Annotated in this window: 19 protein-coding genes and 1 pseudogene; 8 read left to right on the top strand and 12 right to left on the bottom strand. The window is 52.7% G+C overall.

The window, feature by feature from the left end:
• The first annotated feature begins 25 nt into the window (after positions 1-25).
• The 5 genes from INT21_RS07565 to INT21_RS07585 all read left to right on the top strand — a co-directional run bounded on the left by INT21_RS07565 (position 26) and on the right by INT21_RS07585 (position 5,214).
• Positions 26-2,326, top strand: coding sequence for a DUF1761 domain-containing protein (locus INT21_RS07565; protein ID WP_193067622.1), 2,301 nt, complete (start codon positions 26-28; stop codon positions 2,324-2,326).
• On the top strand, positions 2,323-3,255 hold the full coding sequence (locus INT21_RS07570) for a hypothetical protein (protein WP_193061200.1): 933 nt from the start codon (positions 2,323-2,325) through the stop codon (positions 3,253-3,255). Before INT21_RS07565 ends, INT21_RS07570 begins: the two co-directional genes overlap by 4 nt.
• Positions 3,256-4,104 carry a hypothetical protein gene (locus INT21_RS07575; RefSeq protein ID WP_193061202.1) on the top strand — a complete coding sequence of 283 codons (849 nt, stop codon included), beginning with the start codon at positions 3,256-3,258 and terminating at the stop codon, positions 4,102-4,104. It abuts the gene before it with no gap.
• 23 nt (positions 4,105-4,127) lie between these two features.
• Positions 4,128-4,655 carry a hypothetical protein gene (locus INT21_RS07580; protein WP_193061203.1) on the top strand — a complete coding sequence of 176 codons (528 nt, stop codon included), beginning with the start codon at positions 4,128-4,130 and terminating at the stop codon, positions 4,653-4,655.
• Between the two features lie 352 nt (positions 4,656-5,007).
• Complete coding sequence (locus INT21_RS07585; RefSeq protein ID WP_038478993.1) at positions 5,008-5,214, top strand: cold-shock protein; 207 nt, start codon at positions 5,008-5,010, stop codon at positions 5,212-5,214.
• Positions 5,215-5,349: 135 nt separating this feature from the next.
• Here the strand turns inward: INT21_RS07585 and INT21_RS07590 are convergent, their stop codons facing one another.
• Entirely contained in the window at positions 5,350-5,760 is a 411-nt protein-coding gene (locus INT21_RS07590; RefSeq protein WP_038486363.1) for a GNAT family N-acetyltransferase, read from the bottom strand.
• A 330-nt stretch (positions 5,761-6,090) separates the two neighbouring features.
• Here INT21_RS07590 and INT21_RS07595 point away from each other — a divergent pair, with 330 nt between their 5' ends.
• Complete coding sequence (locus INT21_RS07595; RefSeq protein ID WP_038478990.1) at positions 6,091-6,987, top strand: LysR family transcriptional regulator; 897 nt, start codon at positions 6,091-6,093, stop codon at positions 6,985-6,987.
• A gap of 12 nt (positions 6,988-6,999) precedes the next feature.
• Here the strand turns inward: INT21_RS07595 and INT21_RS07600 are convergent, their stop codons facing one another.
• Both INT21_RS07600 and INT21_RS07605 read right to left on the bottom strand, forming a co-directional pair.
• Entirely contained in the window at positions 7,000-8,505 is a 1,506-nt protein-coding gene (locus INT21_RS07600) for an AbgT family transporter (protein WP_095603603.1), read from the bottom strand.
• Positions 8,506-8,568: 63 nt separating this feature from the next.
• The gene (locus tag INT21_RS07605) at positions 8,569-9,723 is read right to left on the bottom strand and encodes a M20 metallopeptidase family protein (RefSeq protein ID WP_193059685.1); all 1,155 of its coding nucleotides are present in this window, start codon (positions 9,721-9,723) and stop codon (positions 8,569-8,571) included.
• 365 nt (positions 9,724-10,088) lie between these two features.
• On the opposite strand from INT21_RS07605, the gene INT21_RS07610 reads away from it, so the two are divergent.
• Positions 10,089-11,405 carry an MFS transporter gene (locus INT21_RS07610; RefSeq protein ID WP_193059686.1) on the top strand — a complete coding sequence of 439 codons (1,317 nt, stop codon included), beginning with the start codon at positions 10,089-10,091 and terminating at the stop codon, positions 11,403-11,405.
• Positions 11,406-11,604: 199 nt separating this feature from the next.
• On the opposite strand, the gene INT21_RS07615 is transcribed toward INT21_RS07610, so the two are convergent.
• The 8 genes and pseudogenes from INT21_RS07615 to mapR all read right to left on the bottom strand — a co-directional run bounded on the left by INT21_RS07615 (position 11,605) and on the right by mapR (position 19,098).
• Positions 11,605-12,597, bottom strand: coding sequence for a sodium/glutamate symporter (locus INT21_RS07615; protein ID WP_264299075.1), 993 nt, complete (start codon positions 12,595-12,597; stop codon positions 11,605-11,607).
• Positions 12,598-12,619: 22 nt separating this feature from the next.
• Positions 12,620-12,811, bottom strand: coding sequence for a sodium/glutamate symporter (locus INT21_RS20565; protein ID WP_264298801.1), 192 nt, complete (start codon positions 12,809-12,811; stop codon positions 12,620-12,622).
• Positions 12,812-12,889: 78 nt separating this feature from the next.
• Complete coding sequence (gene hutG / locus INT21_RS07620; protein WP_319022010.1) at positions 12,890-13,840, bottom strand: formimidoylglutamase; 951 nt, start codon at positions 13,838-13,840, stop codon at positions 12,890-12,892.
• On the bottom strand, positions 13,837-14,547 hold the full coding sequence (locus INT21_RS07625) for an IclR family transcriptional regulator (protein ID WP_146944484.1): 711 nt from the start codon (positions 14,545-14,547) through the stop codon (positions 13,837-13,839). The genes hutG and INT21_RS07625 overlap by 4 nt, the downstream gene beginning before the upstream one ends.
• 282 nt (positions 14,548-14,829) lie before the next feature.
• The gene (locus INT21_RS07630) at positions 14,830-14,952 is read right to left on the bottom strand and encodes a DUF2474 family protein (RefSeq protein ID WP_089040505.1); all 123 of its coding nucleotides are present in this window, start codon (positions 14,950-14,952) and stop codon (positions 14,830-14,832) included.
• 54 nt (positions 14,953-15,006) lie between these two features.
• The gene (gene cydB / locus INT21_RS07635) at positions 15,007-16,014 is read right to left on the bottom strand and encodes a cytochrome d ubiquinol oxidase subunit II (RefSeq protein ID WP_146944482.1); all 1,008 of its coding nucleotides are present in this window, start codon (positions 16,012-16,014) and stop codon (positions 15,007-15,009) included.
• Positions 16,015-16,031: 17 nt separating this feature from the next.
• Complete coding sequence (locus INT21_RS07640) at positions 16,032-17,441, bottom strand: cytochrome ubiquinol oxidase subunit I (protein WP_193067621.1); 1,410 nt, start codon at positions 17,439-17,441, stop codon at positions 16,032-16,034.
• A gap of 250 nt (positions 17,442-17,691) precedes the next feature.
• A pseudogene (gene mapR, locus INT21_RS07645) lies at positions 17,692-19,098 on the bottom strand (GntR family transcriptional regulator MpaR).
• Between the two features lie 309 nt (positions 19,099-19,407).
• Here mapR and ccoG point away from each other — a divergent pair.
• A complete protein-coding gene (ccoG, locus tag INT21_RS07650; protein ID WP_193059688.1) occupies positions 19,408-20,871 on the top strand; it encodes a cytochrome c oxidase accessory protein CcoG in 1,464 nt (487 codons plus the stop codon).
• A gap of 201 nt (positions 20,872-21,072) precedes the next feature.
• Here the strand turns inward: ccoG and INT21_RS07655 are convergent, their stop codons facing one another.
• Positions 21,073-21,996: a carbon-nitrogen hydrolase family protein gene (locus tag INT21_RS07655; RefSeq protein ID WP_193059689.1), complete on the bottom strand. Its 924-nt coding sequence runs from the start codon at positions 21,994-21,996 to the stop codon at positions 21,073-21,075.
• Positions 21,997-22,024 lie beyond the last annotated feature (28 nt).

Below are 22,024 nucleotides of genomic sequence, written 5' to 3' on the forward strand. Positions count from 1 at the left end.
AGCCTCGCTTTATACACCATAACTTATGCGGATTCACTTACAAGAGTCTACTCGTGGTGCATGGGACGCGTATAAAACGATTTCGGATAATTATTGGGCGGCCCAGCAAGAGATCTCCAGCTACGCTGAGCAAGCGTGGCTAGATGTGCAAGAAGACCTGTTAAGCCAATGGCGAAATAACCAAGTAGAAGGAAGCGAAGAGGCTTTCACTCGCCAGGTGCTGACCCTACAGCGCAGTTTGGCAACCTATTTTAATGCCCGACAGCAGTGTGAAAGTGGCCGTTTTAGAAATGAATGTGTTGTTCGAGTTGAAGAGATTTATCGTAAAGAAGTAGTCGACAATTTAGGGCACTATATTGCCCCTACAGATTGGTGCTATGCCCCCGAAGTAGTGACCCAAAATGTCCGTCGTGGCAATCGTTTCGTTACTGAGCAGCGAACCGTTCAGCGCTGTGAAGACCTCTCTTACGAGCATTTGAATGGGAAGCTAGCCACCGTTTTAGGTGCGCCTGCTTCTTACGAACACTTCGTGGCGAGTGATGACGTTGCTGCTCAGGTAAGGCAAGCAATGCTGGCGCAGGGTATTGAGCTACCCAGTGATTGGCGCGCGAATGACCGGGAGGGATTTCTTGAGGCGATTATTGCAGAGCAGTCTCACGAGATAGGCGAGCAAGCAGATCAGTCCATGCAGCAACATTTAGGTGCATCGCTACCACTTGATTTGAATGCCGACGCCTTTATTGCCTCTCAGCCAATTCAGGATCAACTACACGAGGCGTTACAACCGCGTGATGAGCAGATGGTCATCACGTTAGACCTGACGCCAGAGCAGTTCAGAGACCAGGTGCTGTTACCGCACTATTTAGCGTATGCCGAAGCGGAGCGTCAGCGGTTATATGATGACGCTCAACTGCTCGCGAATGGTCAGCCTAGAGAAGAAGAGGGTAAACAGTACGTTCGAGCACTTATTGTGCCACCGATTGCGATGGGCTTTTCACTGTTTTTTGCGTTAGTGAATGCGATTGGTTTGGCCGCAAGTATTCCTGTTCTCATGGGTTCCAGACATCGCTGGTTACCCCACGCGATCAAAGTGGGTGGGTTGGTGATTATTGTAACGGTGCCTATGTTGAGTAGTGCGGCGGTGACGCAAACTCCAACGTACCGTTATTTTAACGAAGAATTTCAGCGCTCAATGACTACGGGGGGCGCGTTATTTGCCACCTGGGTAATCCACACTCAGCCGGTGATCTATTCGTTAGGGCGCTTCGCTGCTTACCTTGCGCCTCCATTGGTAAGCGGGCATTCCAACGCGATAGAGCGTCTTGAAAGTGATAACCAGGAAAGTGAAGCAACAACATCTGGCTCTGTTGAACAAGCTGCGGTAGAAAGGCCAGTTGAGTTATCGGCTTCTCCTTATTCTCTCTCTCCCTATTCTCCCTCTGCCGCCGAAGAAAACAGCACTCATGTGGCTTTGCCAGAGAACGAGAGGCCGTTAGGTGTGATGCATCTAGACGTCTCAACGCCGCTAGAAAGCCAACTAGCCACACTGCATGAAAACATGCCCCATCACGCGGCACTTATTGATGTCCAGCAGCTCAGTGACGGCAACTGGGCGATCCATCGTTCTCCGGTGATCACTGGCGAAGGTACCTGCCTTACCAATTTCTCAAGAGCGATGGATATTAGTCGAGTAAATAGTCTTCAGTGGCGAGCCGCCAGGCATGGCGACTGTGGTAGCGACGCGATTGCGAAACGCCCCGTTAGTATTCCTCTTGCAACTGATTTTGCTCGTGTTATCCAGCGAAATGAAGATGGCATCGCGTTATGGGTGCATTTCCAACCTACGCTCTTGGGCGAAGTTAATTGTCATGCAGTACGTCGTGAGGCCGACCAAATTGCTGATGTGCTAGGGGGCCATCGGTTTACCGCTGCCGCCAGTACGCCACAGGTACTTAGCTGTTTTGCGCGGCATGAACGTCAGTATGGCCTTGCTTATTTCGGGCCTGAGTATGGAGAGCCCCAAGCAGAAGGGGATAGCCAGCTTCGTCGTATGAGCTTGGCAGACGTTCAGCGCCTGCGTGAGCGCGCCAGGGGTGTCGGCTATCGTCCTCAAGCCTTAACGCTATCGGAAGCAGCGTTGGAAGGCATTCAGGGCGTTCTGACCAAGGGAGACTGGCTAGTGGTTCATCAGAGCCACACCAATACAGGCGTATTCACCTTTTCACAAACTCACGACTTACGCTATGGCGTTTTTGGGGCGAGACAACTGCCAGCCAGCACGGCAGGCCAAACACTAGACGTGATAGTGACAAGGAACCACGAATGATCATGAAAAAAGCGCTGAAATGGGCGGGAGCCATCGCGGTAGGGGTAACAACATTCTCTGCTGCGCATGCTAACGATTTGGTGGTCGAATCCTTCGCACAATCAGCATTAACGGAAGAGCAAAAGCAAGCGTGGCAATATTACATTGCCCAAGAAAGTGCTCAATATGGTTGCCAGTATGGCGATGATATTCGTTTGCAGGAAGACCCTCGAGGAACTTTGCAGGCGTTAGCCAATGGCGACGATATGGACCCTCTCCAGGTGACGTTACGTACTTTTCTATTTGCCGGGGAGAACGTTCAAACGCTGTTAGCGCGCAATATGGTGATCGCGAGCATGGAATGTAACCCTGTCTATTACTTTGATGGGGAGCTAATTGGCCATCCGGTACTGCCCTTTGAAGAGCATCTCGACATCTTGCTTTCTAAGTTAAGGCAAACACCAGAGTTAAGTGCGCACATGGAATTTTTGCGCGGTACCAAAGCAGCGGCGATTGATGCGCGTTGGTTCTGGGCGTTTTATCTATTAGATGGCGACCACTATCGGTTATTAGGCCAGAACGTTGACACTATTCAACAAGTCGCGCGCATGTTTGTCGGCAGCTTAGGCAACGTGATGGAAGAAAACGCGTTTTGGTTGATATACGACAATGTGTTTAGCCAGGGTATCTACGTTGAAAATACCAACGAGTGCCAAGGTGAGCAGGCCGAGCCTAATGCCAACATTGTGGTTGATAAAAACATTGCCTGGGAAATGGTTGAAGCCTTTTACCGAGAAGAAGGTATTTCAAGCCGGGGCAGTTGGCGGCCAGCCGTTCAGCAAGAGGGAGATGGCTATCAATTGGCTGAATCAACCACCATTGAAGACCCCATCAACCCCTATTTTAATGTCAGTCGCCGCGTCACTATAAAGCCACAGGAGTGCCAGTAAATGTATTTTAAGGCCCTATTTACCGCCGGGGTAATATCGCTGTTTTCACTGCCCGCCAGTGCATTCGCCCAGGTTGCTTGCCAAGACGATGAGCGGCTCTATTCATTTGCTGACTATATCGATCAACGGCAGGCAGGCACGTCTGAGCCTTTGCAGTTAACCGTGGCAACATTTTTAAACCTGACGCCAAGGGCGAGGGAAGTGATCGGTGACAATCTGCGCTTACTCGATAGTGAGTGTCGCCCAATGCAAGTCAGCCAAGGTGAGCCGCCATTTAGAATCGAAATGCCCTTCTCGACACTATATATGGGCTTTTATGATGCCGTCCTAAGAGGTGATGAAAGGACGCAGCAAATCCTGCTCAATAGCTTTCGTGCTGAGCCTGTCGATCCTATGGAGTTCATTAGTTACTTTACGGTGATTGATAGCGGCAACGAAGAGCTGATGGAGCGCTTAGCCAGAAGTGCGGGAATTAATATTCACACGGCTTCTTGTGACGCTGAAACAAAGTACCTGCACTTCGCTGATCTGTTTGTACGTTTTGGTGGAAGCGTTTACGGTGAACATGGAAAAGCTTGGATTGTATCCGGTGGCCAACCCCAAGTTACTTCTGTTGATGCAAATTTGAGCCAGGAGTATACAAGTTTAGCTGGGAGGCGCTGTGGCGTTTCAAAAAACTCCGTGTTATCCGTAGCTGAAGCGGCGGGTGCGATCACCTTTGATTTAGGAAATCGTGCTGTTGATCATTGGTGGCATGGAGATAAATTACGTAATTTCTACACAGAAAAACATACGCAATGGCTTGAGCTAGGAGCCCCCGATGCCGTGCCTGCCAGCTTGTTCGATTAAATATAAATTAAAAAGGGAACTAGATGAAACGCACCTATAAGCCAGTGTTTGCCGCAGTTTTCGGCTGCGCGCTTTTCTATGGAACTGCTGCGTCAGGCTCAACAGTAGATTGGACGCCCTTACTTGCGTCGTGGGAAGACGGTTGTGCCCAATCTGAGGAGTGGAGCGAACTACGCCGTAATCTGGTGACTTACCCAGATGGCTCTCTCTACCCGGAGGTTAACGAGATTGTTCTGCCGACTGTTTATAAAGAAGTTCTTGGAGAAATAGATTTCTTTGAGCGCAACCGAGATTATAGCGGCTACCGTTTAGCAGCAAAAAACGGTGAGTACTACGGCCTGCCAGTTGAAAGCTTCGTTTTTTATCTTGGAAACTCAAACGGCATTAGCGTGCTTTTGGTTGAGTTTTCAGCGCCTATTGACGAAGTGCAGGAAAGGCTTTCAAGCGTTGATTATTCCTTGGTGAACCATGACAGCGGCCCCTATCAGGCGCAGTTGATTACTGACGAAGAAGCGGGAAAAGCCATGCTGATGTGCGATTTAAGCGTTTGAAGAAGATTTTTTAAAATTGTTTTAAAAGAATGGCTGGCTATATGCCAGCCAATAAGTTTGTAAGTTGCTGTAATGAATGTTTTAAATCCTCAATATATGATTAAGCTTTATTTTATGTTCAGGATAAACACCTCAATATAGAGGCTGTTGTTACCTTATTTAGCTCTTTTTGGTATTAGCTGTTGACGTAAGTAATATAGAAGCGCAGACTGATTGCAGTTGGTTAGCAAGTCGAACGTTGTCAGCAGTATCGAAGCATTTTAGCGTTGAGCCTGGTGAAAGTCTCTTGTTCTACCCTCTGTAACTCGGGTATTTCCCCGGCATTAATTTCGCTAAATCGAGGATTTCGATCATGGCAACTGGTACCGTAAAGTGGTTTAACGACACTAAAGGCTTCGGCTTTATTTCTCCTGAAGTTAGCGGCGACGATCTGTTCGCACACTTCTCCGAAATTCAAGCAGAAGGCTTTAAATCCCTGCAAGACGGTCAGAAGGTTTCTTTTGACGTCACTCAGGGCCAAAAAGGCCTTCAAGCTTCTAATATCAAGGTTGTGGAATAAACTCCCTACCGAGATATTAGCTACCGGCTAAGTCGGTAAGCTTAAAAACCCCGCCGTGTGCGGGGTTTTCGCGTTTGTTTATAGAGTAGTCTAAAGAGAATATGCTGAGTTATTAACCGTTATCTTATGAGGGGGCTAAAATTCCAGGCTTAGTCTAAGCATATCTTTGTGCTGAATTCCATTTTCAATGATAGGCTCAGGGTAGTTCTTCAAGAAAAAATCTTTATCAATACAATTAACCCTAAAGCCCTGCCGTTGGTAGAAGGTCAGTTGATAGCCGAATGTACCCGTTCCTACCTCTAAGCGTTGCGCACCAGATGCCTTTACTTTTTCGATAACATGCCTGAGAAGTTGTGTACCAACACCGTTCTGTTGAACCGATGGTGAAACGGCAATGTTCATCAATTCCAGTGCTCCCTCAGAAATCGGCTTGATAACACAAACTCCAACTACCGAACCCTTGGCACAGGCGATGAAGCATCTTGATTGATATAGGTAGCTTTTGATGGCTTCTTCGCAGGGATCCGCTAAAAGAAGTAGCTCCATTGGCACCTCAGAGGGTGTTATCTCAGCTATTTGCAACGATGCATGCTCCTATCGCATTCAGAGTAATTTTCATTCTACTCTTTGTGTCCATGTTCCATGTCTTTATGTGAGCGTGTGGGTGATTTTTTGACTCAATAAGGTTTTAGGGCACACGTTCTGGCTTAGATAGGCACGCATGGTCTGCCACTATAAAATCACATTATTTATATTTCGAAAGTAGCATAAAAAAGATGGGAGCAAGCTGCCTTAGATAGGGGCATTTTGTTGCTATTGGTTTGAAAAAGCTGGTGTGCGAGCTCATCGGCACGAGGTTATTCACACGAGATCACCATGACCCTACTGGATAAACGTGCGTTTTACTTATTTGAGGTAAGCAGTTGCGGTGGCATTCGTGCGGCGGCGGAGCATCTGCATATCAATCCCTCTGTGGTAAGCCGCCAAGTACGTGGGTTGGAGAGAGAATTGGGCATGGCGTTGTTGGAGCGTCAAGGGCGGCATGTGACGTTGACCGAAGCAGGCCAATTGGTAGTGGAAGGATTTCTTGCTCAGCGGCGGTTGAATTCAGAGCTGGGAGATACGCTGTCTCGGTTACGCAATTTACAGTCGGGGAAGGTGGTAGTCTCGGTAGGTGATGGCTTTGTGGATAGCTTTATCAACCACGTGATGCGCCGTGTTTCCGAGCATTATCCCGACGTGCTGATCGAGATTAAAACAGGGATTTATTACCCCCGAGAACCCCATGAGATGGTGGCCAGCGACGAGGTGGATATTGCTATTACCTACGGCCCCATTTCAGACCCACGGTTAGTAGTGCACTCTTTTGAGCGGGGGCCGTTGTGCGCGCTGGTAGCACCATCCCACCGGCTTGCCCGCCAAGATAGCGTGTCGGTCACGGAGTTATTACAGCACAAATTGATTTTTTTACCGGATGCCTCGGGCTCGCAGCAGTTCGTGAATGCGCTATTTGGTGCTGCCGGGCAGTTGGCTACGCCTGCCTATCGTTGCAACCTGCATTCGGTGTCTCGAAGGTTGGCATGTGCGGGGATTGGCGTGTCGTTTATGACGGCTGCTGCTGCACGCAGCGAAGTAAACGCTGGTTTGCTGAAGGCGATTCCCATTGACCACCCTATGGCCGCTAGTAGCCAAGGCAATTTGGTGCGTAGAGTCGGCAGAAGGCTTTCGCCCGCTGCCGACTATTTGTGGAAGTTAATGATGGCGATGCAGTGACGTACTGAAGTATCAGTTAGCCATCATGTATACGCCTGGGCCAATTGGCCAGCCCATGGCCAGCCAGAACATCAAAAACGCTGACCAGGCGAGCAAAAAGCCTATGGCTAACGGCAGCATGGTGGCTATCAACGTGCCTAGCCCCATATCTGGCTTATAGCGCTGCATATACACCAGTGCTACCGAAAAATATGGGCTCATAGGGGAGATGATGTTCGTGCTGGAATCGCCTATGCGGAACATTGCCAATACAAAAGCTGGATCGAAGTCGATCATCATCAGCATCGGCACGAATACCGGGGCCATTAATGCCCACTGAGCGGAGCCGCTGGTCATAAAGACGTTCAGCACTGCGCTCATCGCAATAAACGCGCCTACTAGCGGTAGCCCGGTAAATCCGGTGCTTTGCAGAATATTGGAGCCTTCAATAGCAATAAATTGCCCCAATTCTGACCAGCGGAAATAAGCAATAAACTGCGAAATGGCAAAGAACAGTACTAGGGTAGGTGCTAAGTCACTGGCAGACTCCGCCATGCGTTGTGGTACATCACGGCTGCTGGTGATCTTGTCGGTGGTGATGCCGTATACCAAGCCAATAGTGACGAAGTAGCCAAACATCAGTGGCACGAGTGAGCGCAAAAAGGGCGAGGGGATCAAGCCGCCCTCTTCATTGCGCAGTGGTGATGCCTCGGGCACCACGGCAATTAAGATCAGCGCTAGGTAAATCAGTGTGGCAATACCTACCCGCTTTAGGCCGCGCTTTTCTGCGTCGGTTAATGCCGGTTTTATAATGTCAGTTTTAAAGTCTTTGCTTATCGGTAGGGTGCGTTGCAGCCTCGGCTCTACGATCTTATCGATGACTAACGTGCCAACAATTGCCAGCACAAACACTGAGCAGGCCACAAAGTAGTAGTTATCAACAGGTGAGACGTAGGCGTCTGGGTCTACCAAGCGTGCGGCCTCCGTGGTTATGCCAGCAAACAGCGCATCCCCGACGGTAATGAACAGGCTGGCATCAAACCCGGCGCCTGCCGCTGCGTAGGCGGCAGCTGCACCGGCGATTGGGTGACGGCCCACCGAGTAGTACACCATGGCGGCTAGCGGGATCAGGATCAGGTAGTTGGCATCGGAGGCAATACTGCCGCAAATACCCGCCATAAAAACGCAGAAAGTGAGCAGAGCGGGTGGTGCTTTCGCCACGCTCACCTGCATCAAGGTCGACATTAAGCCCACTTTATCGGCCAAACCAATGCCAAACATCACCACCAAAATAAGGCCGAGGGGAGGGAAGTTAACGAAGTTACTGACCACGCTGGTCAGCATAAACTCAATGCCATCAGCCGAGAGTAGACTGCGTACCTGCACCACTGCGTCGGTTTGCGGGTTAACCGCTGAAACGCCGAGTGCGGCAAGCAGGGCTGAGACGACCACAACTACGCCAGCCAAAATGACAAAGAGAATAAACGGGTGTGGGAGCTTATTACCCACACGCTCAATAGATGAAAGAACACCTTGCATCGTATTAATCCTTTTTACTTAACGTTATTTTTTTAATCGTAATAATGAGAGGCCTGCAGAGAATTACGCTCGTGCTAACAGCTCTTTTGCCAGCGCCACAAACATCCCGCCTGCGACCGGCAGAACAGCATCGTTAAAGTCGTAGTGCTCGTTGTGCAGATAGGCGCTATCGCCATTACCGACAAAGAAGAAACACCCCGGTACTTCCTGCAGGTAGAACGCGAAATCTTCGGCACCCATAGTGGGCATATAGTCCAGCTGCTGAATGTCGTGGCTTATTCCGTGCTTGTTGGCAACCGCTAACACACGTTCTGACCACGCAGGGTCGTTAACCAGGGGGGGCACCTGGTGTAGGTGTTCCAGATGAAACTGCGCACTGTGGGCTGCGCATACGCCAGCGGTTACCTGCTTAAGCTTGCCTGCAAGCGCTTCGCGTGAAGAGGGGCGGTCGCTGCGGATATTCACTAGCAGCTCGGCTTGGCCAGGAATCACATTTGCGGCATCGCCCGCATGGAAAGCAGCTACAGTGATCACGCCTGCTTCCAGCGGCGATTTGTGGCGGCCCACTAACCCTTGCAACTGCTGTACCAGCGATGCCCCGACATAAATAGGATCTACCGCCAAGTGCGGCATGGCGGCATGGCCGGAAATACCTTCGATAGTGATTTTATAAGTGTCGTTACCGCCCATAGCCGGCCCGGGTTTAACAAACAGTTGGCCTGTTGGGAAACCAGGGCGGTTGTGGTAGCCAAATATCGCGTCCACCTTGGGGTTTTCCAATACCCCTGCCTTGACCATGATGTCGGCACCATTGCCACCTTCCTCGCCAGGCTGAAATAGCAGTTTAATGTGTCCACACAGCTCGTCACGCAGCGCCATGATGGCCTCGGCAGCCAACAAAAGCGTGGCGGTATGCCCATCGTGACCACAGGCATGCATCAAACCTTGCCGTTGGGAGCGATGCTCAAATGTGTTGGCTTCCTTGATGGGTAACGCATCCATATCGGCGCGAAAGGCAATCACTGGGCCTTCGTGACCGGTCGCTAGCTCAGCCATAACGCCTGTAGTGGCAATACCTTCGGTAACGCGATAGCCAAGCGCTCTTAGCCGCTCCGCGACCAGCGCGGCGGTGTTATTTTCCTGGAATTTAAGCTCGGGCTGCTGGTGTAGCCGATGCCGCAAAGCAGTGGCTTCACTAACTTGTTTATCTGAAAACATTTCCTATCCCTACTGTTGTCGGTGCCTTTATTCGGCTTTTTGTAAGCTAAGCGACTTGGCGGGTAGAAAAGAGTCGTTTTAATGACAAATTTGTTGCTTTCAAAGCAACGGTGATGGGTTGATACAACCGAAGTGACTTCTTAGCGATGTTATCAACGCCCTTGGCAGCTAGCGGTGAAACTTTCAGTGTCACCTTCTTTTAATGCTTATTTTTAACTTAAGCATTCTGCGTATCGACTAAATCATACCTCTTTGCGGCAGCCACACAGCCGGAGATTGCAATCACCCAGCGAAGTAAGCTATTGGTGGCGCAGTTGATAGATCAGCTTGATGCACAAGACACACACGGCCGTGGAGTGCTCGGTATGAAAACCTTGTCGAACATGGGGTTCGCCCTATTTGGTGCAGCGCTGGTAGCGATTAGCTATGGACTTGCGCGCTTTGCGTTTGGTTTATTTGTGCCTTCCATTAGCGCCGAGCTAGAACTGACAGCGTACTTGATTGGCATTATTGGGGCGCTGCCGTTTATTAGTTTTGTCTTGGCGACGTTGTTCGCACCGCTTGCAGCCGATCGGCTCGGTGCGCGTAATTTAGCGGTGTTGTCAGGTGGATTTGGTGTGGCTGGCCTTGTCTTTATCAGCCAGTCTTCTGGCGCCTTATCGCTCGGCGTAGGTGTTTTTGTCTGCGGCATTTGTACCGGCTTGATGATGCCCGCTCTGACGGCTGCTATGCAGGCGCTGGTGATCCGAACAATGCATGGCCGCGTTAGCTCTATCATGAATGCTGGCACCAGTATTGGCATTATCGTAGCAGTGCCGACGGTCGTTTTCCTGGCCGATGCGTGGCGCTTTACCTACACTAGCTTTGCTGTTTTGGCAGGCTTAGGGGTCATTGCTGCCTGGTACTTTATTCCTTCGGTCTCTCGGGTTGTGCCAGCGAATGCGGCGCCGCCACCGCCAATCACGCGGCTACAGTGGTCGCGCCTTACCCGGCTATCACTCTTTGCTTTCGCTATGGGGTTTGTGTCTTCGCCGTTCTGGCTTTTTGCGCCTGATTTGGCCGTTACCCTTGGTGGGTTGCCTCCTAATCAAACTGGTTGGCTTTGGTTTGCCGTAGGACTTGCTGGGCTTGGAGGTGCCGTAGTGAGTGATTTGGCTGACCGTAATAACCCTCCTATTACGCAGGCATTAATGTTAATGATGTTGTCTTCAAGCTTGGTGTTGCTTGCTGCCAGTCCAGGCCAGTTAGCATTGGCGATATTTTCCGCCATGGTGTTTGGACTTGCTTACATGAGCTTAACGGGACTGTATCTGATGACGGGGATTCGGCTATTGCCGGGGCGGCTTTCCATGGGGCCAGTCTTGCCTTTTATGGCCTGTGCGCTTGGGCAGGCAGTAGGATCGCCGGTTGTTGGTATGCTGGTGGACGGCTTTGGTTATGCCTACGCATTTTCGCTATTTTCTGTCGTTGGTATTGTGGTGGCGATTATATCGCCAGCTTATCCTGGCCACATTGATTACTGGGCAGACTTGGTGGAAGAATCAGTTGAAGAAGAACCACTGCAAGAGGAGCAGTCCGCTGCTGAAGAGACGGGGCTTCAAGCAGCATATGATCACCAATTGCTGGATGAGAATGGCGAGCCCATCGAAGAGCCCGTTACTAAAGAGGATAACGTGTCCTAATGCGTTTCTGATTGGCGTTATACGGTCGAAAGCCATGGAGGAGTTGGAGCAGGTGCCTGGGGAGCGCAATTTGCCGCGAGGGTTTGCCTTCACCGGTAGCAGAGGTGTGGCTAGAGGTAATGAGTACCTTCGCGGCATCGGCGACAAAAACGACAACGCCAGCTGAATCCAGAGGCTAGCGTTGTCGGACGAACATTGATCAGGCGAAGGCGTTCAGACACCAGGTAATGGCGGGGATGGCGACAATATCGATCAGCACGGCGCCGCACAGCGGGACGATAATGAAGGCCTTATGCGACACCACACGATAGTGCTCGCACACCGCGCTCATATTCGCCACCGCATTGGGAGTAGCGCCTAGACCGTGGCCAATAAAGCCCGCGGTAAGCACTGCGGCGTCGTAGTTGCGGCCCAGCAGACGGAACAGCACCACCACGGCCAGGAAGACGATGGCCAAGGTCTGCACCAGCAGGATTAACAGCAGTGAGCCGCCCATCTCCTGGAGCTGCCAGATCTTAAGATTCATCATTGCCATGGTCAGGAAGACGCCCAAGGCTACGTCGCCCAGGGTGGCGAGGGCGTTGTCTGGCATGCTGACCCAGTGGAAGCGATCATTAAGATTGCGTAGCAGGATGGCGACAAACATGGCGCCCACATAACTCGGCAGGATGACCCCTAGGTGAGTTGACAGGGCCTCTTTGAACCACACTCCCAGTACCATGATCGGTACTACAACGGCCAGCACGCGCAGCAGGGTACGGCTGTCGATGGGCGCTTGGGTGGGGCGCTCCTCGGCTTGCAGTTTCTCCAGATCATGCACGTCCTCGGCGACAACCGGAATCTGCCGACGATCGATGATCCAGCGGGCGATGGGCGCGCCGATCACACCGCCGACAATCATGCCGAAGGTGGCAGAGGCAATGGCGGCAGTAGTGGCACCCTGGGCACCCAGGGCTTCCGCCTCAGGGCCAAAGGCCGCTGCTGCGCCAAAGCCGCCCTCTAAGGAGGTGGCTCCGGCCATCAGGCCGATCAGCGGGTCGAGGCCAAGCAGGCTGGCCATGCCAATGCCCACGCCGTTCTGCATCAGCGCCAGCAGCCAGCAGGCCACTAGATAGATGCCCAGCGCCTTACCGCCCTTCTTGAGCAGCGCCAGGCTTCCACCCAGGCCCACGGTGGTGAAGAAGGCGATCATCAATGGACTCTGCATCGCCGTGTCAAGGCTCGAAGGTAACCAAGCCAAGATCGCGCAGCAGCCAGGCCAGCAGGGCGAAGCCGAAACCGCCGATCACTGGGGTAGGGACGCAGAAGTGTTCCAGCCAGTTGAGCCGGCGCTTAAGCCCGGCGCCAAATGCAAGCAATATCAGCGCCAGTGCCGTGGTGGACACGGCATCCAGAGTAAAGTGCATGTTGATGCTCCATGAGTTGTTGTGTGCCGCTCAGGGCGGTCGGGTAGGGGTGGCCGTTGACGACCGGTTAATCGTTGGTTAGCGCGCCAGGCGCTCGACCAGACGGGCCGCCACACGGGCCGTTCGCGCGTCTATATCCAGGCTTGGATTGAACTCGGCTACGTCCACTACTGGCAGCGCAACGCGTGCGGCTAGATGATCAATGACATCCTCAACCAGGGACAGCTCGATGCCCCGGGCGGAAGGGGCGCTGACGCCCGGGGCAATCCAGGCTGGTAAGGCGTCTAAGCAGATGGTGAGGTAGAGCCAGTCGACCTGTGTCAGCAGCCGCTCCAGAGCGGCTTTCATCGCGGGGCTGTCCAGCGAGCGACACTGCTCGTCGAGCACCCACTCCACTCCCAGCGACTCGGCGCGGGCGAAAAGCGCTGGTGTATTGCCGCCACGACTCACGCCAAGGCAGGTGTAGTGGAAGTCGATGCCCGCCTCTTGGCACAGCTCGGCGCACTGCCGAAAGGGCGTGCCGGAGCTGGCGCGCTCGGCCTGGCGTAGGTCAAGATGAGCATCCAGGTTGAGAATGCCTAGGCGCGGCATCGTCGCCTGACGTTGGGCGTGAGCTAGCAGCCCCGAAAAGCTAGCGAAGGCGATCTCGTGGCCGCCGCCTAAGCCGATAACCCGATGCCCCTGTTCGAGCAGTTCGGACACCTGCCCGGCGAAGGCTTGCTGGGCGCTCTCTAGGTTGTCGCCTTGGCAGACCACATCGCCGGCATCATACAGCGGTGCCGTTAGGTGATAAGCCTGGTTAGCTAGCTGGCGACGCAGCGCCAGGGGGCCTTCACTGGCCCCCGTCCGTCCTTGGTTGCGGGCGACGCCAGCATCAGAGCAAAAACCTAACAAAGCGCGCCCCGGCGCCTTGGCCTGAGAAACCGGACGCATCACCTGATGCCAGCGCCGTGCGTCACCTGTCTCCGTGTTATCGACCCGGCCTTGCCAGGGCGCCATCAGCGCCGCCTCATTATCTGCTTGTGTCACTGCAGGAGTTCTCCTAATCGTTGTGCACTGAGGCGCGTGGCCTCGCTCAGGGCCTCGGCTCGGTCTTGAGCCCGGGCGCTGGGGGCCATCACACTGATCACAGCCTTAAGGCGACTGCGGCCGTTGAACACTGGCGCGCTGGCGCCCCACACCCCTTGATCTATTTCGCCCAGACTGATCGCTACGCCCTGCTGGCGAATAGCCTCAAGGCCGATCAGGGCATCGTCCCGCTCCGCCGCCGAGCGAAGCATCAGTGCCATTTGACGCTCTTCTTCGCTCATCCAGGCCAACAGCGCCCGAGCGCTGGCACCCTTGAGTAACGGTTGCACTTGGCCCCGGTGGTAGCAGCAGCGCAGCGGCTGTGGGCTATCGATCATCTCTACGCAGAGGGCGTGGTCACGTACTGCTATCAGCAGCGCTGAGCTCTCCTGGGTGGTCTCAGTCAACTCGATCAGCACCGGGCGAGCCCAGCGAAGCAGTTCGTTGTGGTGTTCGAAACCTTGGTGCAGACGCACCGCCTGAGGGCCTGGCGCATAGGTGCCACCCTCGCGCTCGCTGACTAGGCCCCAGGCCAAAAGTTGGCGCAGGTGGCGGTATGCAGTCGAGACTGGCTGAGCGGTTAGCTCGGCCAGCGACTTCACCGTCATTGCTTCTCCTTGATTGGCTAGGCAGCACAGCAGCGCCAGCATGCGGTCGGATGGCCCCATCGAAATTACCTCAAATTTTGATAAACGATACGCAGTAAAATAAGCAAAGGAAAAAAAAGTTATCAATTTTTGATAATTGTAATTCTTATACTTTGGTCTTGATGAAGGCGAGTGGGGAGTTGGAGGCGTGAAAGAGTAAGGGAGCTGCGCGATTTTTCGGCGGCATCAACAACGTCGGATTTTGTACAGCGGTGAATATTGTTCAGTGGCAGGCACGTTGCCATAGAGCATTCATAACCTATGACCCCATGCCTAATACGTTGACCAGACAAAGTCAGTCGTTTAGCTGGTTAAGCCCACTAGCCCCATCATGAGCTTAATTCCCAGTGAAAGCAGTAACAGAACACCAACACTCGACAACCAAAGGGTCATTAACCAGCCTAAACGCTTAGCGAGTGATTTCATTGCATTGCTCCTGTACGTTCCTTAATACCAGTACGTTGATCAACATCAGCTTGTTCAATGGTAGGCATCACCCGGCTTCACCTTGCCGCGGAAGACGTAGTAGCTCCATGCGGTGTACATCAAAATAATTGGTAAAATAAACAGTGTTCCCACTAAGGCAAAGCCTTGACTTTGGGGCGGAGCGGCAACCTGCCAGATAGATGCATTCGGCGGAATAATGGTTGGCCACAAGCTAATGCCCAAACCGCTATAGCCTAGAAAAACCAGCCCCAGTACCAAAATAAAGGGAAGCGCGTTGCGCTGATAAGTAATGGCACGCCACAGCCACCAGCCGGTGATAGCTACTAATAGCGGCACCGGTAAGAACCACAGTAGGTTGGGTAACGAAAACCAGCGTGACGCAATGTTTGGATAGGCCAGCGGTGTCCATACGCTTATCAGGGCGATCATAATGAGTAGCCCGATGATTAACGGTTTGGTGATCTGGTACATCCGTTGTTGCAAGAGCCCTTCAGTTTTCATAATCAGCCAAGTGCTGCCAAGCAGAGCATAAGCAAACAGCAAGCCGATACCGCAAAATAGCGAGAATGGCGTTAGCCAATCCAGCGCTCCTCCGCTGTAGTGAGTGCCGTCGAAAGCGATACCTTGAATATAAGCACCCAATGCAATGCCCTGGGCTGCCGTTGCCAGCAGCGAGCCGCCAATGAAAGCTTTATCCCATACATGCCGTCGCTCGGGGGAGGCCTTGAAGCGAAACTCAAAGGCGACGCCGCGAAAAATCAGCCCTAGCAGCATCACGATCAGCGGAATAGCCAGCGCTTCCAACACGACTGCGTAGGCGAGGGGGAACGCAGCAAACAACCCTGCTCCGCCTAGCACCAACCACGTTTCGTTACCGTCCCACACCGGCGCAACGGTGTTCATCATAATGTCTCGGTCTTGCTCGTTATGAACATGCAGAAAGAGCAAGCCAATGCCCAAGTCAAACCCATCCATGACTACATACATCATCAACCCAAACAGAATGATAATGGCCCAGGCGAGTGATAGATCAATTCCCATAGTGCACCCCGTTCTAATTAGTGAGTTGTGCTCAGCGTTTCATTGGCCGCCGAGAGAGGGCGAGCTGGCGTGCGATGATGGCCCGGGCCGCCTAGCGTAGGTGTGGAGGGCTCGCTTGGGCCTTTGTTTACCAAGTGCATCATGTACACAACGCCGGTGCCAAAAACCGCCAGATACACCACCACAAAAATAGTTAAGCTAATGCTGAGGTGAACAGCACTGTGCGCTGATGCTGCATCGGTGGTTCTTAATAACCCGTAAACTACCCAGGGTTGTCGGCCTACTTCTGTGGTAAACCAGCCCGCTAGCAGTGCCACCAGACCTGCTGGCCCCATGCATAGGGTGCAGATAAGAAATTTATGGGAGCCATAAAGTTGACCTTTGAGGCGCAGGATGTTGCCCACGATGGCAAGCAAAATCATTAATACGCCCAACCCCACCATCAAGCGAAAGCTCCAAAACACGATGGTCGAATTGGGTCTGTCTTGTGGGGCGAACTCTTTAAGGGCGGGCACCTGCTCGGTCAAACTATGTTTTAACAGCAGGCTTCCCAGCACAGGGATCTCCAGTTTGAAACGGGTTTCTTCGCGCGCCATATCGGGCCAGCCGAATAGAATGAGTGGGGTGGGCTCGCCGCTGCTGTTATCCCAATGCCCTTCGATAGCGGCGATTTTGGCAGGCTGATGTTTAAGCGTATTGAGGCCATGAAAGTCTCCCACCACAGCCTGTAGCGGAGCGGTGATTGCCAGCATAATGAGTGCCATGGAAAGCATCGTCCGTACCTCGGCAGACTGCTTACCCCGTAGCAGCAGCCAAGCGCTGGAGGCAGCGACGAATAAGGCTGTACTCAAAAAGGCGGCTAGGGCCATATGGGCAAGTCGATAGGGGAACGAGGGGTTAAAGACAATCTTCATCCAGTCAACTGGAATCACCGCGCCATTAACAATTTCGTGCCCTTGAGGTGTCTGCATCCAACTATTGGAGGAGAGAATCCAAAACATCGACACGATGGTGCCGAGTGCAACCATACAGGTAGCGAAAAAGTGTAAGCCTCGGCCGACACGTTCCCAGCCAAATAGCATTACGCCTAAAAACCCGGCTTCAAGGAAGAAGGCGGTAAGCACTTCATAGGTGAGCAAGGGCCCTGTGATGCTGCCTGCAAAGGCGGAAAATCCGCTCCAGTGGGTCCCAAACTGGTACGCCATCACAATGCCGGATACCACCCCCATCGCAAAATTAACGGCGAATATTTTTGACCAGAAATGGTAAAGAAGGCGATAGGTATCCCGTTGGGTTTTAAGCCAGAGACCCTCTAATACCGCTAAGTAGCTGGCTAGCCCGATGGTGATGGCAGGAAAGATAATGTGAAAGGAAATCGTAAAGGCAAACTGAATTCTGGCCAGGTCAACGGCCTCAATTCCGAACATGGTGCTTCCTCCGGTGACAGCCACCCTCTTTAACTCAATAGCGGGCCGGTATAGCCGCTGTGTGGCTTCATCGGAGTAGTCTATTGTCTGCTGTATTTCATAACAGACTCAGATTTTTATTAAACAACCATATCAGTTGATTGAGAGCGCCACGAGGTAAGCAACATGGCGGCAATAAGTTGTGACCGGTCTACTAGAATCGAGTTGTTAAAACAGGGCTGTTAAAATAGGGAGGATTAAAACAAGGGGGTTAAAAAAGAGTTAATAACTGCCCCAGGGTCATGCCCCGCTCGCTGCGTGCTGTCCACGGGTGGCCATAGCTTAAGCGTACACAGTGTCGGAACTGCTGGGTTGCAGAAAAAATGGGGCCTGGCGCTAAGCTAACACCGTGGTCGAGCGCCATGTTAAATAAGCGTAGTGAGTCAACTTTTTCAGGAAACTCTACCCATAAAAAGTAGCCGCCATCAGGGCGGGTAATACGCGTTTGGGTGGGAAAGTAGCGGTCTGCAGACGCCAGCATACTACCTTGTTGGGCTTCCAGAGCGTGGCGGAGCTTACGTAAGTGACGGTCATAGCCGCCGTGCTGTAAATAGTCGGCAATGGCTGCCTGCGCGGGAATGGAGGGCGAAATAGTCGTCATTAACTTCAGTCTTGAAATAGCTTCGGCGTAGCGCCCCCCGGCTACCCAGCCAACGCGATAGCCAGGCGCCAAACATTTCGAGAAAGAGCTGCAGTGAATCACTAACCCCTCATCATCAAACGCCTTCACTGGGGCAGGTGGCGTGCTGCCAAAGTAAAGCTCGGCATACACGTCATCCTCTAGCATAGGGACTTGGTGCTGCTTTAATAGTTGATAAAGGGTCTGCTTACGCTCATTGCTTAGGCTGGCGCCGAGCGGGTTTTGCAGATGACTCATAAACCAGCAGGCTTTGATAGGTAACGATGCTAGCCGCTCCGCTAACACATCAAGGTCGATACCCTCGCGCGGATGCACTGGAATCTCCACTGCACGCAGTTTTAGCCGCTCCAATACTTGCAGGCTGGCATAAAACGCCGGGGACTCAACCGCCACCAAATCGCCAGGTTGGGTCACGCACTGCAGGGCTAAGTTGAGCGCTTCCATCGCGCCATTGGTAATCACCAGCTCTTCCATTGGAAGCTGAATTCCCCCCAGCATGTAGCGCAGGGCGATTTGTCGGCACAGGTCGACATGCCCGGTGGTCATGTCGGCCACTACCTGCTGAGGAGAAAGCTCGCGCAGACCACGTGTCATGCTGGTGCTCAGCCGAGAAAGCGGGAAAAGCTCAGGGCTTGGGAAAGCTGACCCAAAAGGCACCGTTCGATCATCCTGCAGTGAGTCGAGCACCGAGAACACTAGCTCACTGACTTCTACTTCCGCGGGGTCAGTGGGCTGCAACGTCACACGTGGCTCGCCCAGCAAGCGCCGAGCATGTTCACGAACAAAATAGCCTGAGCGTGCTCGTGCCGTGATGAGACCGCGGTTTTCGAGTAAGTAGTACGCCTGAAACACCGTGGATGGGCTGATCCCATGGTGACGACTGGCCTAGCGAACCGAGGGAATTCGCTCCCCAGGGCCAAGCACGCCCTGACGAATCAACGTGGCGATCTCATCGGCAAATTGTTCGTAACGTTTCATGGGATAAACCGTCGGTGCGTTGAGGATAGCCCCAGGATACTCCATCACAGTTTTAAGTGGCACAAGTGAAACTCTCTGCTAGAGGGAAATGCCACTGTGACGCATGTGGGAAATTTAAAACAGGCTCAAATTCATTAATAAAAAGCATATCAGAAGGTGAATTTATAAGCTGTTTCGACGCAACTGATACGCAATATTTATCTAAAACTGCGCCTGTTTGTTAGTCAGCGTAGTGGGGATAGTGGTGGTTAATAATCGGCGACGCCCCTCGACCGTATGACCTCCACTCCCTCTATTCTGGATATCGGTATGACGCAACGCATTCCATTGCAAAACCTAACCACTGAGGCAGCGGTTGAATACCACTCGCCTTCTGCTAATGATTCCCGTCATCAGCCTGCTAGTAACAAGCCACCCAGTAATAAGCCATCCAAGCTTGGGCATATTTATGTGCGAGAAATTGGCGGCTTCTTTCAACGCATCCGGCGTTACTCAAACTGGTTGTTAATGGCGCTGTATTTTGGCTTGCCATGGGTTAATTGGGGGGACCGGCCGCTGGTATGGTTTGACCTTGCTGCCCAAGAGTTCCATATTTTTGCGGCGACGTTTTATCCACAAGACTTTATCTTGCTCACCTGGATCTTGGTGCTGTGCGCCTTTGGCTTGTTTTTGATCACGGTAGCGGCGGGGCGCGTGTGGTGTGGCTATAGCTGTCCGCAAAGCGTTTGGACCTTTCTGTTTATCTGGTTTGAGCATCGCTTGGAAGGGCCACGGCACCGTCGCATACGTCGTGATAACGCATCACGTACCTTTGACACGCTGTGGCGCAAAACCGCTAAACATGCGGCTTGGTTGCTGATCGCGCTGGCAACGGGGATCGCCTTTGTCGGTTACTTCACGCCGATTAGAGCGTTGGTGGTGGACTTTGTCAGCTTGAATGCGCACCCCTGGGCGCTATTTTGGATCGGCTTCTTCACGGTTTTTACATACCTGAATGCGGGTTGGCTACGCCACCAAGTCTGCCTCCATATGTGTCCTTACGCGCGTTTTCAGTCGGCAATGTTCGACGCTAATACACTGATTGTTTCTTATGATGCTGCGCGTGGTGAGCCTCGCCGTAATCATCATCAAAAAGCTGCTAAGACATCCAGTGTTGGTGACTGCATCGATTGTGAGCTGTGTGTTCAGGTATGCCCAACAGGGATCGATATTCGTGATGGGCTGCAGTACGAATGCATTGGCTGCGCCGCGTGTATTGATGCCTGTGACAGCGTCATGGCACGGCTTAATAAACCGCTTGGCCTCGTACGCTATACCACGGAGCGCGCGTTGGAGGGAAAAGGCACCCGTTTCTGGCGCCCTCAACTGATCGCTTATGCTGTGGCGTTGCTCTCTATGGTGGCGCTACTCGTTGGCTTCTTGAATACCCGAGTACCCATTGATGTTGATATTGCGCGAGATCGCCAAGCGTTGTTTGAAGGCACCGAAAGTGGACGCATCGTCAACTACTACAACGTAACGCTGCGCAATCAAGATACCGATCCTCACCGCTATGTGTTAACGGCATCCGGCTTGCCAGGGCTGCGCTTACAAGGCATGGAAACCATTGACGTAGAGGCTAACGAGACTCGCCGCTTACGGGTTGCTCTCAGCGCCGATGAGGGTGTTTTGACTCAACCCAGCCACCCCATTGAGCTGCGCTTTACATCGCTGGAAGAACCATCGGTAACGCGTGTTAGTGAAACGCGTTTCCTGGGGCCGTCGAGCAAATAGTAACAAAGCATAGAGTTCTGAGTGACTACTTACTCAGAACTCTATAAAACTTACTCTGCGAACTATTTGTTAAGTATCACTAGGCAGTCAGTTGCTGAGCGTCACTACGCATATGTCCTGGCGGTGCGTTTAATGGCTAACGCTACCTGGGATAGGTGCAGTTCATCTTACCCACGTAACGTCTGCCAGTGGCACAGACCGTTAGCAATTAAAGACGACCCCCTGCTTTGGCCGCTCATCGACGGTTAGCTCGAATACATCAGGGCGGGAGTAATGCCCAACAACATCAAAGTCATAGCGTGCCTGAATGAGTTGGGCGGTATCTACCTGCGCTGTTAGCAAGCCTGCCTGTTCGCGCATCGGTCCTGCAAGCACGTCTCCTAACGGGCCAACGATCAGACTGCCGCCGCGAATCAGCGGGCGATTGCTGTCCCAATCTGCTACTTCAATGCCAAGCTCGGCGGGAGAGGGTTGGATCTGACAGGCGCTAACGACGAAACAGCGCCCTTCGTGGGCGATATGGCGCATGGATGCTTGCCAGACATCGCGTTCATCCACTGTGGGGGCGCACCATATTTCAACCCCCTTGGCGTACATAGCGGTGCGCAGCAACGGCATATGATTTTCCCAGCAGATAGCGGCACCTGCAGTCCCTGCTTGGGTATTCACAGTGGTTAGGGTGGAGCCATCACCTTGAGCCCAAATCAATCGTTCTGTGCCTGTTGGCATCAGCTTGCGATGCTTGCCGATAAGCCCCTGTTCAGGGTCGAAGAATAGCGCTGAGCAGTAGAGCGAGCTGCCATCACGCTCAATAATGCCTACCACGAGGGTTGCCCCGGTACGCGCCGAGAGATCAGCAAGAGCTTCTGTTTCAGGGCCAGGAACATCAATTGCGTTAGCAAAGTAAGCGGCGAAAGCGTCACGGCCCTCGGGCAGCCGGTAGCCAAGCCGAGTGCCGAAAATCTCCCCTTTGGGATAGCCACCGAGTACGGCTTCGGGCAACACCACTAAGGTGGCACCCGCTTCAATAATGGCAGACTCATAGGAGAGGATGAGATCGAGTGTAGCGGCTTTGCCTGAGGGGAGTGAGCCGATTTGGAGAGCGGCAACGGTCGTTTGCGTCATGCTGGGTACCTTTGGGAAAAACGCGTCA

It is taken from the genome of Halomonas sp. 3F2F, assembly GCF_014897805.1.
Taxonomy (GTDB): Bacteria; Pseudomonadota; Gammaproteobacteria; order Pseudomonadales; family Halomonadaceae; genus Vreelandella.

What these genes read in the sequence shown, in the direction of transcription:
- INT21_RS07565 (WP_193067622.1), top strand. Translation starts at nt 26, where the DNA reads ATGCGGATTCACTTACAAGAGTCTACTCGTGGTGCATGGGACGCGTAT.
- INT21_RS07570 (WP_193061200.1), top strand. Translation starts at nt 2,323, where the DNA reads ATGATCATGAAAAAAGCGCTGAAATGGGCGGGAGCCATCGCGGTAGGG.
- INT21_RS07575 (WP_193061202.1), top strand. Translation starts at nt 3,256, where the DNA reads ATGTATTTTAAGGCCCTATTTACCGCCGGGGTAATATCGCTGTTTTCA.
- INT21_RS07580 (WP_193061203.1), top strand. Translation starts at nt 4,128, where the DNA reads ATGAAACGCACCTATAAGCCAGTGTTTGCCGCAGTTTTCGGCTGCGCG.
- INT21_RS07585 (WP_038478993.1), top strand. Translation starts at nt 5,008, where the DNA reads ATGGCAACTGGTACCGTAAAGTGGTTTAACGACACTAAAGGCTTCGGC.
- INT21_RS07590 (WP_038486363.1), bottom strand. Translation starts at nt 5,760, where the DNA reads ATGGAGCTACTTCTTTTAGCGGATCCCTGCGAAGAAGCCATCAAAAGC.
- INT21_RS07595 (WP_038478990.1), top strand. Translation starts at nt 6,091, where the DNA reads ATGACCCTACTGGATAAACGTGCGTTTTACTTATTTGAGGTAAGCAGT.
- INT21_RS07600 (WP_095603603.1), bottom strand. Translation starts at nt 8,505, where the DNA reads ATGCAAGGTGTTCTTTCATCTATTGAGCGTGTGGGTAATAAGCTCCCA.
- INT21_RS07605 (WP_193059685.1), bottom strand. Translation starts at nt 9,723, where the DNA reads ATGTTTTCAGATAAACAAGTTAGTGAAGCCACTGCTTTGCGGCATCGG.
- INT21_RS07610 (WP_193059686.1), top strand. Translation starts at nt 10,089, where the DNA reads ATGAAAACCTTGTCGAACATGGGGTTCGCCCTATTTGGTGCAGCGCTG.
- INT21_RS07615 (WP_264299075.1), bottom strand. Translation starts at nt 12,597, where the DNA reads ATGATCGCCTTCTTCACCACCGTGGGCCTGGGTGGAAGCCTGGCGCTG.
- INT21_RS20565 (WP_264298801.1), bottom strand. Translation starts at nt 12,811, where the DNA reads ATGCACTTTACTCTGGATGCCGTGTCCACCACGGCACTGGCGCTGATA.
- INT21_RS07625 (WP_146944484.1), bottom strand. Translation starts at nt 14,547, where the DNA reads ATGGGGCCATCCGACCGCATGCTGGCGCTGCTGTGCTGCCTAGCCAAT.
- INT21_RS07630 (WP_089040505.1), bottom strand. Translation starts at nt 14,952, where the DNA reads ATGAAATCACTCGCTAAGCGTTTAGGCTGGTTAATGACCCTTTGGTTG.
- cydB (WP_146944482.1), bottom strand. Translation starts at nt 16,014, where the DNA reads ATGGGAATTGATCTATCACTCGCCTGGGCCATTATCATTCTGTTTGGG.
- INT21_RS07640 (WP_193067621.1), bottom strand. Translation starts at nt 17,441, where the DNA reads ATGTTCGGAATTGAGGCCGTTGACCTGGCCAGAATTCAGTTTGCCTTT.
- ccoG (WP_193059688.1), top strand. Translation starts at nt 19,408, where the DNA reads ATGACGCAACGCATTCCATTGCAAAACCTAACCACTGAGGCAGCGGTT.
- INT21_RS07655 (WP_193059689.1), bottom strand. Translation starts at nt 21,996, where the DNA reads ATGACGCAAACGACCGTTGCCGCTCTCCAAATCGGCTCACTCCCCTCA.